Source organism: Salisediminibacterium halotolerans (assembly GCF_003814815.1).
GTDB classification, from domain to species: domain Bacteria; phylum Bacillota; class Bacilli; order Bacillales; family Salisediminibacteriaceae; genus Salisediminibacterium; species Salisediminibacterium halotolerans.
In genome coordinates, this window is sequence record NZ_RKQQ01000005.1 from 37,829 (window position 1) to 50,938 (window position 13,110).

At 47.2% G+C, this 13,110-nt stretch carries 28 protein-coding genes; all 28 read left to right on the forward strand.

Annotation, left to right across the window (positions count from 1 at the left end; translation table 11 throughout):
- The first annotated feature begins 8 nt into the window (after positions 1–8).
- The 28 genes from rplC (at position 9) to EDD67_RS09840 (ending at position 13,050) form a co-directional block, all read left to right on the forward strand.
- Positions 9–638 carry a 50S ribosomal protein L3 gene (gene rplC, locus EDD67_RS09705; RefSeq protein WP_093073169.1) on the forward strand — a complete coding sequence of 210 codons (630 nt, stop codon included), beginning with the start codon at positions 9–11 and terminating at the stop codon, positions 636–638.
- Positions 639–664: 26 nt separating this feature from the next.
- Positions 665–1,288, forward strand: a complete 624-nt coding sequence (gene rplD, locus EDD67_RS09710) for a 50S ribosomal protein L4 (RefSeq protein WP_093073168.1) — start codon at positions 665–667, stop codon at positions 1,286–1,288.
- Positions 1,288–1,578, forward strand: coding sequence for a 50S ribosomal protein L23 (gene rplW, locus EDD67_RS09715; RefSeq protein WP_093073167.1), 291 nt, complete (start codon positions 1,288–1,290; stop codon positions 1,576–1,578). The genes rplD and rplW overlap by 1 nt, the downstream gene beginning before the upstream one ends.
- Positions 1,579–1,609: 31 nt before the next feature.
- Positions 1,610–2,452 (forward strand): 50S ribosomal protein L2, encoded by an 843-nt coding sequence (gene rplB, locus EDD67_RS09720; RefSeq protein WP_093073166.1) that lies wholly within the window; start codon positions 1,610–1,612, stop codon positions 2,450–2,452.
- Positions 2,453–2,512: 60 nt separating this feature from the next.
- Positions 2,513–2,791, forward strand: coding sequence for a 30S ribosomal protein S19 (rpsS, locus tag EDD67_RS09725; protein WP_093073165.1), 279 nt, complete (start codon positions 2,513–2,515; stop codon positions 2,789–2,791).
- A 22-nt stretch (positions 2,792–2,813) separates the two neighbouring features.
- A complete protein-coding gene (gene rplV / locus EDD67_RS09730) occupies positions 2,814–3,155 on the forward strand; it encodes a 50S ribosomal protein L22 (protein ID WP_093073164.1) in 342 nt (113 codons plus the stop codon).
- A gap of 2 nt (positions 3,156–3,157) precedes the next feature.
- The gene (gene rpsC, locus EDD67_RS09735) at positions 3,158–3,817 is read left to right on the forward strand and encodes a 30S ribosomal protein S3 (protein WP_121439878.1); all 660 of its coding nucleotides are present in this window, start codon (positions 3,158–3,160) and stop codon (positions 3,815–3,817) included.
- Between the two features lie 2 nt (positions 3,818–3,819).
- Positions 3,820–4,254 carry a 50S ribosomal protein L16 gene (rplP, locus tag EDD67_RS09740; protein WP_093073162.1) on the forward strand — a complete coding sequence of 145 codons (435 nt, stop codon included), beginning with the start codon at positions 3,820–3,822 and terminating at the stop codon, positions 4,252–4,254.
- Positions 4,244–4,447 carry a 50S ribosomal protein L29 gene (gene rpmC / locus EDD67_RS09745; protein WP_093073161.1) on the forward strand — a complete coding sequence of 68 codons (204 nt, stop codon included), beginning with the start codon at positions 4,244–4,246 and terminating at the stop codon, positions 4,445–4,447. The genes rplP and rpmC overlap by 11 nt, the downstream gene beginning before the upstream one ends.
- Positions 4,448–4,468: 21 nt before the next feature.
- Positions 4,469–4,732 (forward strand): 30S ribosomal protein S17, encoded by a 264-nt coding sequence (rpsQ, locus tag EDD67_RS09750; RefSeq protein ID WP_093073160.1) that lies wholly within the window; start codon positions 4,469–4,471, stop codon positions 4,730–4,732.
- A gap of 41 nt (positions 4,733–4,773) precedes the next feature.
- Positions 4,774–5,142 (forward strand): 50S ribosomal protein L14, encoded by a 369-nt coding sequence (gene rplN / locus EDD67_RS09755; protein ID WP_093073159.1) that lies wholly within the window; start codon positions 4,774–4,776, stop codon positions 5,140–5,142.
- A gap of 58 nt (positions 5,143–5,200) precedes the next feature.
- A complete protein-coding gene (gene rplX / locus EDD67_RS09760; protein WP_093073205.1) occupies positions 5,201–5,512 on the forward strand; it encodes a 50S ribosomal protein L24 in 312 nt (103 codons plus the stop codon).
- A 29-nt stretch (positions 5,513–5,541) separates the two neighbouring features.
- Positions 5,542–6,081 (forward strand): 50S ribosomal protein L5, encoded by a 540-nt coding sequence (rplE, locus tag EDD67_RS09765; protein ID WP_093073158.1) that lies wholly within the window; start codon positions 5,542–5,544, stop codon positions 6,079–6,081.
- A 30-nt stretch (positions 6,082–6,111) separates the two neighbouring features.
- Complete coding sequence (locus tag EDD67_RS09770; RefSeq protein WP_093073157.1) at positions 6,112–6,297, forward strand: type Z 30S ribosomal protein S14; 186 nt, start codon at positions 6,112–6,114, stop codon at positions 6,295–6,297.
- A gap of 28 nt (positions 6,298–6,325) precedes the next feature.
- On the forward strand, positions 6,326–6,724 hold the full coding sequence (gene rpsH, locus EDD67_RS09775; RefSeq protein WP_093073156.1) for a 30S ribosomal protein S8: 399 nt from the start codon (positions 6,326–6,328) through the stop codon (positions 6,722–6,724).
- 30 nt (positions 6,725–6,754) lie between these two features.
- A complete protein-coding gene (rplF, locus tag EDD67_RS09780; protein ID WP_121439879.1) occupies positions 6,755–7,291 on the forward strand; it encodes a 50S ribosomal protein L6 in 537 nt (178 codons plus the stop codon).
- Between the two features lie 33 nt (positions 7,292–7,324).
- The gene (gene rplR / locus EDD67_RS09785) at positions 7,325–7,687 is read left to right on the forward strand and encodes a 50S ribosomal protein L18 (protein ID WP_093073154.1); all 363 of its coding nucleotides are present in this window, start codon (positions 7,325–7,327) and stop codon (positions 7,685–7,687) included.
- Positions 7,688–7,712: 25 nt separating this feature from the next.
- Positions 7,713–8,210 carry a 30S ribosomal protein S5 gene (gene rpsE, locus EDD67_RS09790; protein WP_093073153.1) on the forward strand — a complete coding sequence of 166 codons (498 nt, stop codon included), beginning with the start codon at positions 7,713–7,715 and terminating at the stop codon, positions 8,208–8,210.
- Between the two features lie 13 nt (positions 8,211–8,223).
- Complete coding sequence (rpmD, locus tag EDD67_RS09795) at positions 8,224–8,412, forward strand: 50S ribosomal protein L30 (protein WP_093073152.1); 189 nt, start codon at positions 8,224–8,226, stop codon at positions 8,410–8,412.
- Between the two features lie 29 nt (positions 8,413–8,441).
- Entirely contained in the window at positions 8,442–8,882 is a 441-nt protein-coding gene (rplO, locus tag EDD67_RS09800) for a 50S ribosomal protein L15 (RefSeq protein ID WP_093073151.1), read from the forward strand.
- Positions 8,883–9,036: 154 nt separating this feature from the next.
- A complete protein-coding gene (locus tag EDD67_RS09805) occupies positions 9,037–9,690 on the forward strand; it encodes an adenylate kinase (RefSeq protein WP_121439880.1) in 654 nt (217 codons plus the stop codon).
- Entirely contained in the window at positions 9,687–10,436 is a 750-nt protein-coding gene (gene map, locus EDD67_RS09810) for a type I methionyl aminopeptidase (protein WP_093073149.1), read from the forward strand. The genes EDD67_RS09805 and map overlap by 4 nt, the downstream gene beginning before the upstream one ends.
- A 13-nt stretch (positions 10,437–10,449) precedes the next feature.
- Positions 10,450–10,752: a KOW domain-containing RNA-binding protein gene (locus EDD67_RS09815; protein WP_093073148.1), complete on the forward strand. Its 303-nt coding sequence runs from the start codon at positions 10,450–10,452 to the stop codon at positions 10,750–10,752.
- Positions 10,753–10,756: 4 nt separating this feature from the next.
- Entirely contained in the window at positions 10,757–10,975 is a 219-nt protein-coding gene (gene infA / locus EDD67_RS09820; protein WP_093073147.1) for a translation initiation factor IF-1, read from the forward strand.
- A gap of 44 nt (positions 10,976–11,019) precedes the next feature.
- Positions 11,020–11,133 carry a 50S ribosomal protein L36 gene (rpmJ, locus tag EDD67_RS09825; RefSeq protein WP_093073146.1) on the forward strand — a complete coding sequence of 38 codons (114 nt, stop codon included), beginning with the start codon at positions 11,020–11,022 and terminating at the stop codon, positions 11,131–11,133.
- Between the two features lie 21 nt (positions 11,134–11,154).
- On the forward strand, positions 11,155–11,520 hold the full coding sequence (rpsM, locus tag EDD67_RS09830) for a 30S ribosomal protein S13 (protein ID WP_093073145.1): 366 nt from the start codon (positions 11,155–11,157) through the stop codon (positions 11,518–11,520).
- Positions 11,521–11,538: 18 nt separating this feature from the next.
- Positions 11,539–11,931 (forward strand): 30S ribosomal protein S11, encoded by a 393-nt coding sequence (gene rpsK / locus EDD67_RS09835; protein WP_093073144.1) that lies wholly within the window; start codon positions 11,539–11,541, stop codon positions 11,929–11,931.
- 174 nt (positions 11,932–12,105) lie between these two features.
- Positions 12,106–13,050, forward strand: a complete 945-nt coding sequence (locus EDD67_RS09840; protein ID WP_093073143.1) for a DNA-directed RNA polymerase subunit alpha — start codon at positions 12,106–12,108, stop codon at positions 13,048–13,050.
- Positions 13,051–13,110 lie beyond the last annotated feature (60 nt).

Genomic DNA, 13,110 nt, shown 5'->3' on the forward strand with positions numbered 1-13,110 from the left:
TGTGACTCATGACCAAAGGAATCTTAGGAAAGAAACTGGGTATGACCCAAATTTTCAGCAGCAACGGCGAAGTTGTTCCGGTAACTGTGATTCAAGCAGAACCAAACGTGGTTTTGCAAAAGAAAACAGAAGAGAGCGACGGGTATGAATCCGTTCAAATCGGCATCGCTGATGTGAAACCGAGCCGTCAAACAAAGCCTGAAAAAGGTCATGCAGAAAAAGCAAACGCAAACCCTAAGCGCTTCGTTAAGGAATTCCGCGGCGTAGACACAGCGGACTATGAGATTGGTCAAGAAGTCAAAGTTGATATTTTTGCGGAAGGTGACGTCATTGACGTAACCGGAAAATCGAAAGGTAAGGGGTTCTCCGGTGCGATCAAACGCCATAACCAATCCCGCGGGCCGATGACACACGGTTCTCGCTACCACCGTCGCCCAGGTGCGATGGGGCCGATCGATCCGAACCACGTGCGCCCAGGTAAACTTCTTCCGGGACAAATGGGAAGCGAGCAAGTTACGATCCAAAACCTTGAAATTGTAAAGGTTGACGCGGAACGAAACCTGCTGCTTGTTAAAGGGAATGTCCCTGGTCCGAAGAAAAGCTTTGTCACTGTACAAGAAGCGATCAAATCAGTATAACTTTTTGAAAGAAAGGAGGAGCCCAGATGCCTAAAGTAACAATGTATAACCAAGCTGGCTCGCAAGTAGGCGAAATTGAACTTTCAGACAACGTCTTTGGCGTTGAACCAAATGAGAGTGTTTTATATGAAGCTGTCATTATGCAGCAAGCGTCAAAACGACAAGGAACGCATTCTGTTAAAGGACGTTCGGATGTTTCCGGCGGCGGCGCAAAGCCGTGGCGTCAAAAAGGAACTGGCCGTGCCCGTCACGGATCAATCCGTTCACCAATTTGGGTCGGCGGAGGCGTCGCCTTTGGCCCGACACCGCGTAAGTACGGCTTTAAAATGCCGAAAAAACAGCGTCGTTTAGCATTGAAATCAGCATTTTCGACGAAAGTCAATGATGATGCGGTTTGTGTACTCGACGAATTGAGCCTGGAAGCTCCGAAGACAAAAGCAATGAAAGAAATTTTAAAAGGTTTGTCTGCAGAAGAAAAAACCCTTATTGTTACGGATTCATTCAACAGCAATGTGGCGCTTTCTGCGCAAAACCTTCCGAACGTGAAATATTTGACGGCTGACGGAGTAAATGTTTTGGATCTTCTGCACAACGATAAGGTCCTCATTACTCAAGATGCTGTGAAACAAGTAGAGGAGGTGCTTGCATAATGGCAAACGCAAGAGATATTATTAAGCGCCCGGTCATCACAGAACGTTCTGCGGACCTGATGGTCGACAAGAAATACACGTTTGAAGTTGAGCCTAAAGCCAACAAAATCGAAATCAAAAATGCGATCGAAGAAATTTTTGATGTCGAAGTCAAAAACGTGAACACAATGAATTATAAAGGCAAATTCAAGCGTTTTGGCCGCTATACCGGCTATACACGCAAGCGCAAAAAAGCCATTGTTGAGCTCACAGAAGACAGCCAAGAGCTTGAGTTTTTTGAAGGAGCTTAATACAACCACACAGTGAAGGAGGGAAACCAAGATGGCTATTAAAAAGTACAGACCGACCACAAACGGTCGACGGTTTATGTCTACACTCGATTTTGCCGAGATCACGACAGATCAGCCGGAAAAATCGTTGCTGCAGCCGTTAAATAAATCGGCGGGCCGAAACAATTACGGCCGTATTACAACACGTCATCAAGGCGGCGGTCATAAGCGGAAATACCGTGTTATTGACTTCAAGCGCGACAAAGATGGTATTCCGGGCCGCGTTGCCACAATCGAATACGATCCAAACCGTTCTGCAAACATCGCGTTAATCAATTATGTAGACGGAGAAAAACGTTACATTCTTGCACCGAAGAACTTAAAAGTAGGCCAAGAAATTCTTTCCGGCAAAGAAGCTGACATTAAAGTCGGCAACGCATTGCAACTGAAAGATATTCCGGTCGGAACGGTCATTCACAACATCGAAATGCGACCAGGAAAAGGCGGCCAGCTCGTTCGCTCTGCAGGAGCTGAAGCACAAGTGCTCGGTAAAGAAGAGGACTACGTACTCGTACGTCTTCGTTCCGGCGAAACACGTTTGATTTTGTCAACTTGCCGTGCGACAGTCGGCCAAGTCGGCAACATTGAACACGAGCTTGTTAACATCGGTAAAGCAGGCCGTTCACGCTGGTTAGGCAAGCGCCCTACTGTTCGCGGTTCTGTTATGAACCCTAGTGATCACCCTCACGGCGGCGGTGAAGGACGCGCACCAATCGGTATGCCTTCTCCGGTTACACCATGGGGACAGCCGACACTCGGTTACAAAACACGGAAGAAAAACAAGCCGTCGGATAAGTACATTGTTCGTCGCCGTAAGAAGAAGAAGAAAAAATAACGGGATTGATCTACGGTTCTCGCTGAGAGCCGTAGCGCAGTCGCGAAGGGAGGTACAAACATGGGTCGCAGTTTGAAAAAAGGACCTTTTGTCGATCAGCATTTGATGAAGAAAGTCGAAGCGCAAAAAGAATCAAATGACAAGCGTGTCATTAAAACATGGTCACGCCGTTCAACAATTTTCCCGCAATTTATCGGTGCTACAATCGCTGTTTATGACGGCCGTAAGCACGTTCCGGTATACGTATCTGAAGACATGGTCGGGCACAAACTCGGTGAATTTGCACCGACACGTACATTTAAAGGCCATGCCGCAGACGACAGAAAAACACGACGCTAATTAAAGAGGGGAGGTACTATTCATGGAAGCAAAAGCAGTTGCAAAACAAGTGCGTATTGCTCCTCGTAAAGTTCGCCTTGTCGTAGACTTGATTCGCGGCAAAGAGGTTGGCGAAGCCGTTTCAATTTTGAAACACACAACGAAAAAATCGTCTCCGGTAGTCGAGAAGGTTTTAAACTCCGCCATTGCGAACGCCGAGCACAACTATGAAATGGAACCTGATAACTTGGTTGTCAGCCAAGCATATGTAGATGAAGGTGTAACGCTGAAGCGATTCCGTCCACGTGCGATGGGACGCGCAAGCCGTATTAACAAACGTACGAGCCACATCACAGTCGTACTCAAAGAAAAAGAGGAGGGATAAGCGTGGGTCAAAAAATAAATCCGAACGGATTCCGTGTCGGCGTCATTCGCGACTGGGAATCTAAATGGTACGCAGACAATGATTATGCTGACCTGCTTCACGAAGACATTCAAATTCGTGAATATTTGGAAAAGCGGCTCACAGAAGCTTCCGTTTCTACGATTGAAATTGAGCGTGCTGCTAACCGTGTAAATGTTACCATTTACACTGCGAAGCCAGGAATGGTGATCGGTAAAGGCGGCGCGGAAGTAGAAGCTCTGCGAAAAGCTCTTAACCAGCTTACAGGCAAGCGAGTTCATATTAACATTAACGAAATTAAACAGCCGGACCTTGATTCGAAATTGGTTGCAGAAAACATTGCCCGTCAATTAGAGGCGCGAATTTCTTTCCGCCGTGCAATGAAACAATCAATTCAGCGTACAATGCGTTCCGGTGCGGAAGGTATCCGTATAGAAGTCTCCGGACGACTTGGCGGAGCAGACATCGCCCGAAACGAATCGTACAGTGAAGGAACTGTACCGCTTCACACATTGCGAGCAGACATTCAATTCGGTCATGCAGAAGCTGACACGACGTATGGTAAACTCGGTGTTAAAGTGTGGATTTATAAAGGCGAAGTCCTTCCAACAAAAGGAACGAATGAAGAGGAAGGAGGAAACTAATCATGCTAATGCCTAAACGTGTAAAATACCGTCGCGAACACCGCGGAAAAATGCGCGGCCGCGCAAAAGGCGGGACGGAAGTTACTTTTGGTGAATACGGTTTGCAAGCAACGGAAGCGTCTTGGATCACAAACCGACAGATTGAAGCAGCACGTATTGCTATGACACGTTATATGAAACGTGGCGGTAAAGTATGGATTAAGATTTTCCCGGACAAGCCTTACACATCCAAGCCATTGGAAGTTCGCATGGGTTCCGGTAAAGGAGCGCCAGAAGGCTGGGTCGCTGTCGTAAAACCAGGGAGAATCATGTTTGAAATTGCCGGAGTTTCCGAAGAAGTCGCTCGCGAAGCGCTGCGCCTTGCATCGCACAAACTGCCAATTCAAACGAAATTTGTAAAACGAGATGAAGTGGGTGGTGACGCAAATGAAAGCTAATGATATCCGCAACCTGACCACTGCTGAAATCGAACAGAAAACAACGTCTCTTAAAGAAGAGCTTTTCAACCTTCGCTTTCAACTTGCAACCGGACAGCTCGATAATCCGGCCAGCATTAAAGAAGTGAAAAAATCGATTGCCCGTGCAAAAACAGTTTTGCGCGAACGTGAGCTAGGGATCACGAACGAATAGTCCTTGAGAGGAGGTCTCACCGTGGAAGAACGAAATAACCGCAAAAGTTATGTCGGTCGTGTTACATCCGATAAGATGGACAAAACGATCACTGTTGTGGTCGAGACGTATAAAATGCACAAGCTTTATGGAAAGCGCGTAAAATATTCCAAAAAGTTCAAGGTCCATGACGAAAACAATCAAGCAAAAATCAATGATGTCGTACGAATCATGGAAACAAAGCCGTTGTCTAAAGACAAGCGTTTCCGCCTCGTTGAAATTGTTGAAGAAGCTGTCGTCGTCTAACGATTGTTTTTGTTTGCTGACCTGAAGGGAGGTAAAAGTTTATGATTCAACAAGAAAGCCGATTAAAAGTATCAGATAATTCAGGTGCTCGTGAACTGCAGTGTATTAAGGTGTTGGGCGGAACTGGCCGCAAGACAGCAAACATCGGTGATGTAATTGTCTGCGCAGTGAAAAATGCAACACCGGGCGGCGTTGTCAAGAAAGGCGAAATCGTCCGCGCAGTAATCGTACGCTCGAAAAGCGGTGCCGGCCGTGCTGACGGTTCTTACATCCGTTTTGATGAAAATGCGGCTGTTATTGTCCGCGATGACAAGAGCCCGCGCGGAACACGTATTTTTGGACCGGTTGCCCGCGAACTGCGCGAAAACCGTTTTATGAAGATCGTTTCCCTCGCTCCAGAGGTACTGTAATAAATCAATGTATGGAAATTAAGAGTTAAGAGGAGGTGCCCTCATGTCTCAACCAAACTTGCATGTCAAGCAAGGAGATAACGTCAAAGTCATCTCCGGCAAAGACAAAGGCAAAGAAGGTACAATTCTTCAAGCATACCCGTCTCAATCACGAGTGCTTGTTGAAGGTGTCAACATGATTAAAAAACATGCAAAACCGTCACAATCGAATCCGCAAGGCGGAATTCTTAATCAGGAAGCTCCGATCCACGTATCCAACGTTATGCCGATTGATCCAAAAACCGGCGAACCAACACGGGTAGGCAGCAAAGTGGAAAACGGAAAGAAAGTGCGTATCGCGAAAAAATCCGGCGAATCACTTGATCAGTAATCGCCGTCGGCTGAAGGGAGGTTAACTCGATGAACCGTTTAAAAGAACAGTATAAACAAGAAATAACACCGGCTATGAAAGAAAAATTTAATTATTCTTCTGTCATGGAAGTGCCGGAAATAGAGAAGGTCGTTATTAACATGGGTGTCGGTGAAGCCGTGCAAAACTCAAAAGTGCTCGACAAAGCGGTTGAGGAATTGACACAAATCACCGGTCAAAAGCCGCTCGTAACGAAAGCGAAGAAATCGATCGCAGGGTTTAAAGTCCGTGAAGGCATGCCGATCGGCGCCAAAGTAACATTGCGCGGCCAACGCATGTATGACTTCCTTGACAAACTGATTGCTGTATCACTGCCGCGTGTCCGCGACTTTCGCGGTGTTTCCAAGAAGGCATTTGACGGCCGCGGAAACTACACTCTCGGTGTTAAAGAGCAACTGATTTTTCCGGAAATCAATTACGATAATGTCGATAAAGTACGCGGAATGGACATCGTCATCGTGACTTCTGCTAACACAGATGAAGAAGCGCGTGAACTACTCACTCATATGGGCATGCCATTTCAAAAATAATACGTTTGCCAAAAGAGAGGAGTGAAGATCTTGGCGAAAAAATCAATGGTTGCTAAGCAGCAAAAACCGAAAAAGTTCCAGGTTCAGAATTATACTCGCTGTGAACGCTGCGGGCGTCCGCACAGTGTTATCCGTAAGTTCAAGCTGTGCCGTATCTGCTTCCGGGAGCTTGCACACAAAGGTCAACTTCCGGGCGTCAAAAAAGCCAGCTGGTAAACCCGTTTATAGGAAGGAGGTAAATACGATGGTCATGACAGATCCTATTGCTGATATGTTAACTCGCATTCGAAATGCGAATACAGTACGTCACACAAGCTTGGAGCTCCCAGCTTCCAAGATTAAGCGCGAAATCGCGGACATTTTGAAGCGTGAAGGTTTCATCCGTGATTACGAATTTATTGAGGATAGCAAGCAAGGTATCCTTCGTATCTTCCTGAAGTACGGTGCAGACAACGAAAAAGTTATCACCGGACTGAAGAAAATCAGTAAACCGGGCTTGCGCGTTTACGCAAAATCTGATGAAATTCCGCGTGTCTTAGGCGGACTCGGCATTGCAGTTGTATCAACATCTACTGGTGTCATCACAGATAAAGAAGCTCGTCAACAAAAAGTCGGCGGAGAAGTACTCGCCTACGTTTGGTAATTAAAAAGGTAAGGAATGGAGGTGTAAGGCATGTCACGAATTGGTGTGAAACCAGTTGAGGTTCCTTCTGATGTGGAAGTGAAAATCGACAACAACGCTGTCAGTGTTAAAGGGCCGAAAGGTGAACTTTCGCGTGAACTTCACGGCGATATGATTCTCAAGCAGGAAGAGAATGTGATCACTGTTGAACGCCCGTCTGATCATAAAGATCATAAAGCTCTTCACGGAACGACTCGCAGCATGATCCAAAACATGGTTGACGGTGTGAGCAAAGGTTTCGAAAAGAAATTGGAGCTTGTCGGAGTCGGTTACCGTGCACAGAAATCCGGAAACAAAATCATCTTAAACGTGGGTCTATCTCACCCGGTTGAATTTGTTGAAGGCGACGGTCTTGAAATTGATGTTCCGTCAAACACTGAGCTGATTGTTAAAGGAATCGACAAAGAAAAAGTTGGAGCACTCGCTTCAAACATCCGTTCACAGCGAACGCCTGAACCTTATAAAGGAAAAGGTATCCGTTACAGCGGTGAATATGTACAGCAAAAAGAAGGTAAGACAGGGAAATAACCCCTAATCACGGAAAGAAAGGAATGACGTTCAATGATCACAAAGACTGATAAGAACGCAGCGCGCCAAAAGCGGCACACGCACATCCGTCAATCGATCACCGGCACTGCTGAACGTCCCCGTTTAAATGTTTTCCGTTCCAACAAGCATATTAATGCGCAGCTGATTGATGACGTCGCTGGCGTCACAGTTGCAAGCGCATCGAGCTTAGATAAAGAACTGAAATTGGAAAATGGCGGGAACAAGGAAGCAGCTCGTCAAGTTGGCGAACTCGTTGGTAAACGTGCGATCGATAATGGGTATGAAACAGTCGTGTTCGACCGCGGCGGCTACCTTTATCACGGACGCGTCAAAGAACTTGCTGATGCTGCTCGCGAGGCAGGCCTCAAGTTTTAATATACGTTAAAAGGAGGGAAACAATTTGCGTATCGATGCAAGCAAACTGGAAATCGAAGAAAGAGTTGTAACAGTCAACCGTGTAGCGAAAGTCGTGAAGGGCGGACGCCGCTTCCGTTTTGCCGCACTCGTTGTCGTTGGAGATAAAAACGGACACGTCGGTTTCGGTATGGGTAAAGCAGTCGAAGTACCGGAAGCAATCCGTAAAGCGATCGAAGACGGAAAGAAAAACTTGGTTCAAGTACCTATCCAAGGTACAACCATCCCTCACCAAATCACTGGAGAATTCGGCGCAGGTAATGTGCTCTTAAAACCTGCTATTGAAGGTACAGGTGTTATTGCGGGCGGACCGGTCCGCGCTGTCCTCGAATTAGCCGGGATCGGTGACATTCTTTCCAAATCTTTAGGATCCAACAATCCAATTAATATGGTTCGCGCAACCATTCAAGGACTCGACAGCTTGAAGAGCCCTGAGCAAGTTGCAAAACTACGAGGCAAATCTATCGAAGAGTTGCAGGGTTAAGGAGGGATTTGGCATGGCTAATAAATTAGAAATCACCCTCACACGCAGCCTGATCGGACGACCGAAGGATCAGCGGGTGACAGTGAAGACCCTCGGGCTTCGCAAAATGCACCAGACCGTGGTGAAAGAAGATAATGACGCGATGCGGGGTATGGTGAACAAAGTTTCACACCTCGTCGACGTGAAAGAAACAAACGCATAAACACGATGAAAAGCTAAGGAGGTGTCAACATGCAACTTCACGAATTGCAGCCAGCAAAAGGTTCGCGTAAAAAACGCAACCGTGTCGGACGCGGAATCGGAACAGGCAACGGCAAAACGGCCGGCCGCGGAACAAAAGGTCAAAATGCCCGTTCGGGCGGCGGTGTCCGTCCAGGATTTGAAGGCGGTCAAATGCCGATTATCCGCCGCTTGCCAAAACGCGGGTTTAAAAACCCGAACCGTGCAGAATTCGCAGTTGTTAATCTTGAAACGTTGAACCGTTTTGAAGACGGAACAGAAGTAACACCTGAGCTTCTCGTCGAGACAGGAACCGTCAAAAACGCGCAAAACGGCATCAAGATTCTCGGTAACGGCAGTATTGAACGCAAATTGACTGTCAAAGCCAACAAATTCTCCGGTTCAGCGAAAGAAGCGATCGAAGCAGCAGGCGGAACAGCCGAAGAGGTTTAATCGTACAGTCAGCGGCCGACATTGATTCGGCTGAAGAACTGTCGAGTTGACCCCAACTTTAAGGTTGACTCATAGAGCGATCAGATAAACGAACGGGAGCTTTTGTCTCCCTTCGCCATCGATCGTTAAGATCAGAACGATGGAGTGGATAGACATGAACTTAATCTTAATGGGTCTTCCCGGTGCAGGGAAAGGAACACAGGCGGATAAAATCGTGGATAAATACGGTATTCCGCACATCTCTACTGGAGATATGTTCCGAGCAGCGATTAAAAACGGCACTGAACTCGGCAAAGAGGCAAAATCCTACATGGATGAAGGCGCCCTTGTACCGGATGAAGTGACGGTCGGTATTGTTAAAGAACGTTTGAGCCAAGATGACTGTAAAAACGGTTTTCTGCTCGACGGCTTTCCGCGTACCGTCGCACAAGCTACTGCCCTTGAAGACATGCTCAGCAGTCTTGATCGTCAGTTGGATCATGTCATCTATGTTGAAGTTCCAAAAGAGGATCTGTTTAAACGCCTGACCGGCCGTTGGATTTGTCCGACGTGCGGAACAGCGTATCACGAAGTTTTCAATCCTCCGCAGGAAGCCGGCAAGTGCGACAAAGACGGCAGCGAATTGATGCAGCGCGATGATGACAAGCCTGAAACCGTAGATAAGCGCTTGGAAGTAAACATGGAGCAGACACAGCCGCTGGTTGACTTTTATAGTGAAAAAGGCTACCTTCGTAACATCGATGGAAAACAAGATATCGACGATGTCTTTGCAGACGTTGACGCCCTTTTGAAAGGAAGCCGTCAATGATCATATGCAAAACCTCCCGTGAACTTGACATCATGCGTCATGCAGGGAAGATTGTCGCTTTGACGCATCGCGAGCTGCAAAAGCACATTCGTCCCGGTGTGACGACAAACGAATTAAACGATATTGCCGATCAATTTATTCGTTCGTATGATGCGATTCCATCTTTTAAAGGCTACAGTGGATTTACCGGCAGCATTTGCGTTTCAGTAAATGAGCAGTTGGTTCATGGTATCCCGAGTGATCGGGCCTTAAAAGACGGCGATATTATCAGTATCGATGTCGGCGCCGATTATCAAGGTTATCATGGTGACTCCGCTTGGACGTATCCCGTTGGAACAATCGATGACAAAACAGCTGAACTGCTGGAAGTAACGAAAGAGTCGCTCTTCCGCGGACTGGAAGAAGCCCGTCCGGGCGAGAGGCTTTCGAATATTTCGCATGCGATTCAAACCTGCGTTGAAGAGCGGGGGTTCTCAATCGTGCGTGAATATGTCGGCCACGGGGTCGGTCAAGACCTTCATGAAGATCCGCAAATTCCGCATTTCGGACCGCCAGGAAAAGGTCCGCGCCTGAAAAAAGGTATGGTATTGGCGATTGAACCAATGGTGAACGCCGGTTCCAGACACGTCCGCACACTTGAGGATAACTGGACTGTCGTCACGGCCGACGGGGAAATGTGTGCGCACTTTGAACACACGATTGCGATTACGGATACAGGATATGAAATTTTGACAATTGCCGAATGAAGGTGGTTACAATATGAAGGATCCTGAATCGATTCCGCAAGTCGGTGAACTTGTGCGGATTCTGAATGGAAGGGACCAAAATCAGTACGCCTGTGTGATCGAAGTGCTTGATGACCGTTTCGTGCGGATTGCTGACGGCGACAAACGCAAAGTCGACCGCGCGAAAAAGAAGAACATTTCACACATTCAAGGCTTAAAGATTATTGCTCCTGAAGTAAAGAATAGCATTGATGAAACGGGCCGTGTCACTAATGCCAAGTTGCGATTTGCCATCTCAAGTTATCTTGAGAACAGTTTACTGAAGGAAGGAGAGTAAATTCATGGCCAAAGAAGATGTAATCGAAGTTGAAGGAACGGTCATCGAACCGCTTCCGAATGCGATGTTCCGAGTAGAACTGGAAAACGGGCACAAGATCCTCGCGCACGTCTCCGGTAAAATCCGTATGCACTACATTCGTATTTTACCAGGGGATAAAGTAACTGTTGAGTTGTCTCCGTATGACTTATCACGCGGCCGGATCACGTATCGTTATAAATAGATCAATGAGGTTCAGTCACTCCGCAATATAAGGAGGTAATTAACATGAAGGTCAGACCATCAGTGAAACCCATTTGTGAAAAATGTAAAGTTATTCGCCGAAAAGGTACCGTCATGGTCATTTGCAACAATCCGAAACACAAACAAAAGCAAGGTTAATCACACAGGAGGTGTAAGCGCATGGCACGTGTTGCTGGTGTTGACATCCCTCGCGATAAGCGAGTGGGCGTCTCTCTCACTTACGTATACGGAATTGGCCACTCAAGAGCGGGTCAAATCCTTCAAGAAGCAGGTGTATCCGAAACGACACGCGTACGCGACCTGACAGAAGACGAACTCGCAAAAGTCCGCGAAGTTGTCGACGGTGTTATGGTTGAAGGAGATCTTCGCCGTGAAGAATCTCTAAACGTAAAGCGTCTCATTGAAATCGGATCGTACCGTGGTATTCGTCATCGTCGCGGGTTGCCGACACGCGGACAAAAGACGAAAAATAACTCAAGAACACGAAAAGGTCCACGCCGCACAGTGGCGAACAAGAAAAAGTAAAGGAGGTCATGTTCAGTTATGGCTAAACCAAAAACGACTCGTGCAAAACGTCGTCAACGTAAAAATGTAGAGTCCGGTGTTGCGCATATTCGTTCCACGTTTAACAATACAATTGTTACGATTACGGACACGCAAGGAAATGCAATTTCCTGGGCAAGCGCCGGCGCACTCGGATTCAAAGGTTCCCGTAAATCGACACCGTTTGCCGCTCAGACTGCAGCCGACACAGCTGCAAAATCTGCGATGGAACACGGTATGAAATCTGTAGGTGTATCTGTAAAAGGCCCTGGTTCCGGTCGTGAAGCGGCAATTCGTTCCCTTCAGGCAGCTGGCCTTGAGGTGAATATGATCCGTGATGTGACCCCGGTACCGCACAACGGCTGCCGTCCGCCAAAACGTCGTCGGGTATAATGATGATTGCGTTGGTGCGGTTTGCCGTACCCGCTTTGTCATGGTGCAACAGCCAAGAACGGATGTAGAAACGATAGTCAGTTTCGTGATCAAGGTCGAGGTGTGCCCAAGAGGGATTCCGGTTGTGCCGAATTCACAGCCGGGGTTTCGACGTTTTGAAGGAGGGTTTGTTGAATGATTGAAATAGAAAAGCCAAAAATTCAAACGGTCGAACTGAGCGAAGATGCAACGTACGGAAAATTCGTCGTTGAACCATTGGAAAGAGGATACGGAACCACGTTGGGCAACGCCTTGCGCCGCATTCTTTTAAATTCTTTGCCCGGATCGGCTGTTACGAGCGCGCAGTTCAATTCAGTGCTGCACGAATTTTCAACAATTGAGGGCGTCGTTGAAGATGTGACGACCGTTATTCTCAATTTGAAACAGCTCGCGCTGAAGATTTTTTCTGATGACGATAAAACATTGGAAATCGATACGCAAGGTGAGGGAGTTGTAACGGCTGCCGACATTATGCACGACAGTGATGTGGAGGTTTTAAACCCTGATCTTCATATTGCCACCCTTTCCAAAGGGGCCCAATTCCAAGCGAAGATTACAGCTAAGCGCGGACGCGGGTATGTGCCGGCAGAAGTGAATAATACAGATGACCTTCCAATCGGCGTTATTCCGACAGACTCAATTTTCACACCGGTTTCGCGTGTGAATTATCAAGTGGAAAATACTCGGGTCGGTCAAGTGACCAACTTTGATAAACTGACACTTGATGTCTGGACTGATGGAAGCATTCGTCCTGAAGAAGCCGTTTCACTCGGTGCAAAAATCATGAACGAGCACTTAAATATATTTGTCGGCCTGACAGATCAAGCGCAACAAGCGGAGATCATGGTCGAAAAAGAAGAAGATCAAAAAGAGAAAGTTCTTGAAATGACAATTGAAGAACTGGATCTGTCTGTTCGTTCCTACAACTGCCTTAAGCGCGCAGGCATCAATACGGTGCAGGAACTGACACAGAAATCAGAAGACGACATGATGAAAGTTCGAAACCTTGGACGCAAGTCATTAGAGGAAGTGCAGGAAAAACTGCACGAACTGAATCTCGGTCTTCGCAAAGAAGAGTAGTTCACCTTCTGTCGGGAGGTGTCAACCTGCCCGGCGGGAAGAAACAGTTAAGAAGGAGGG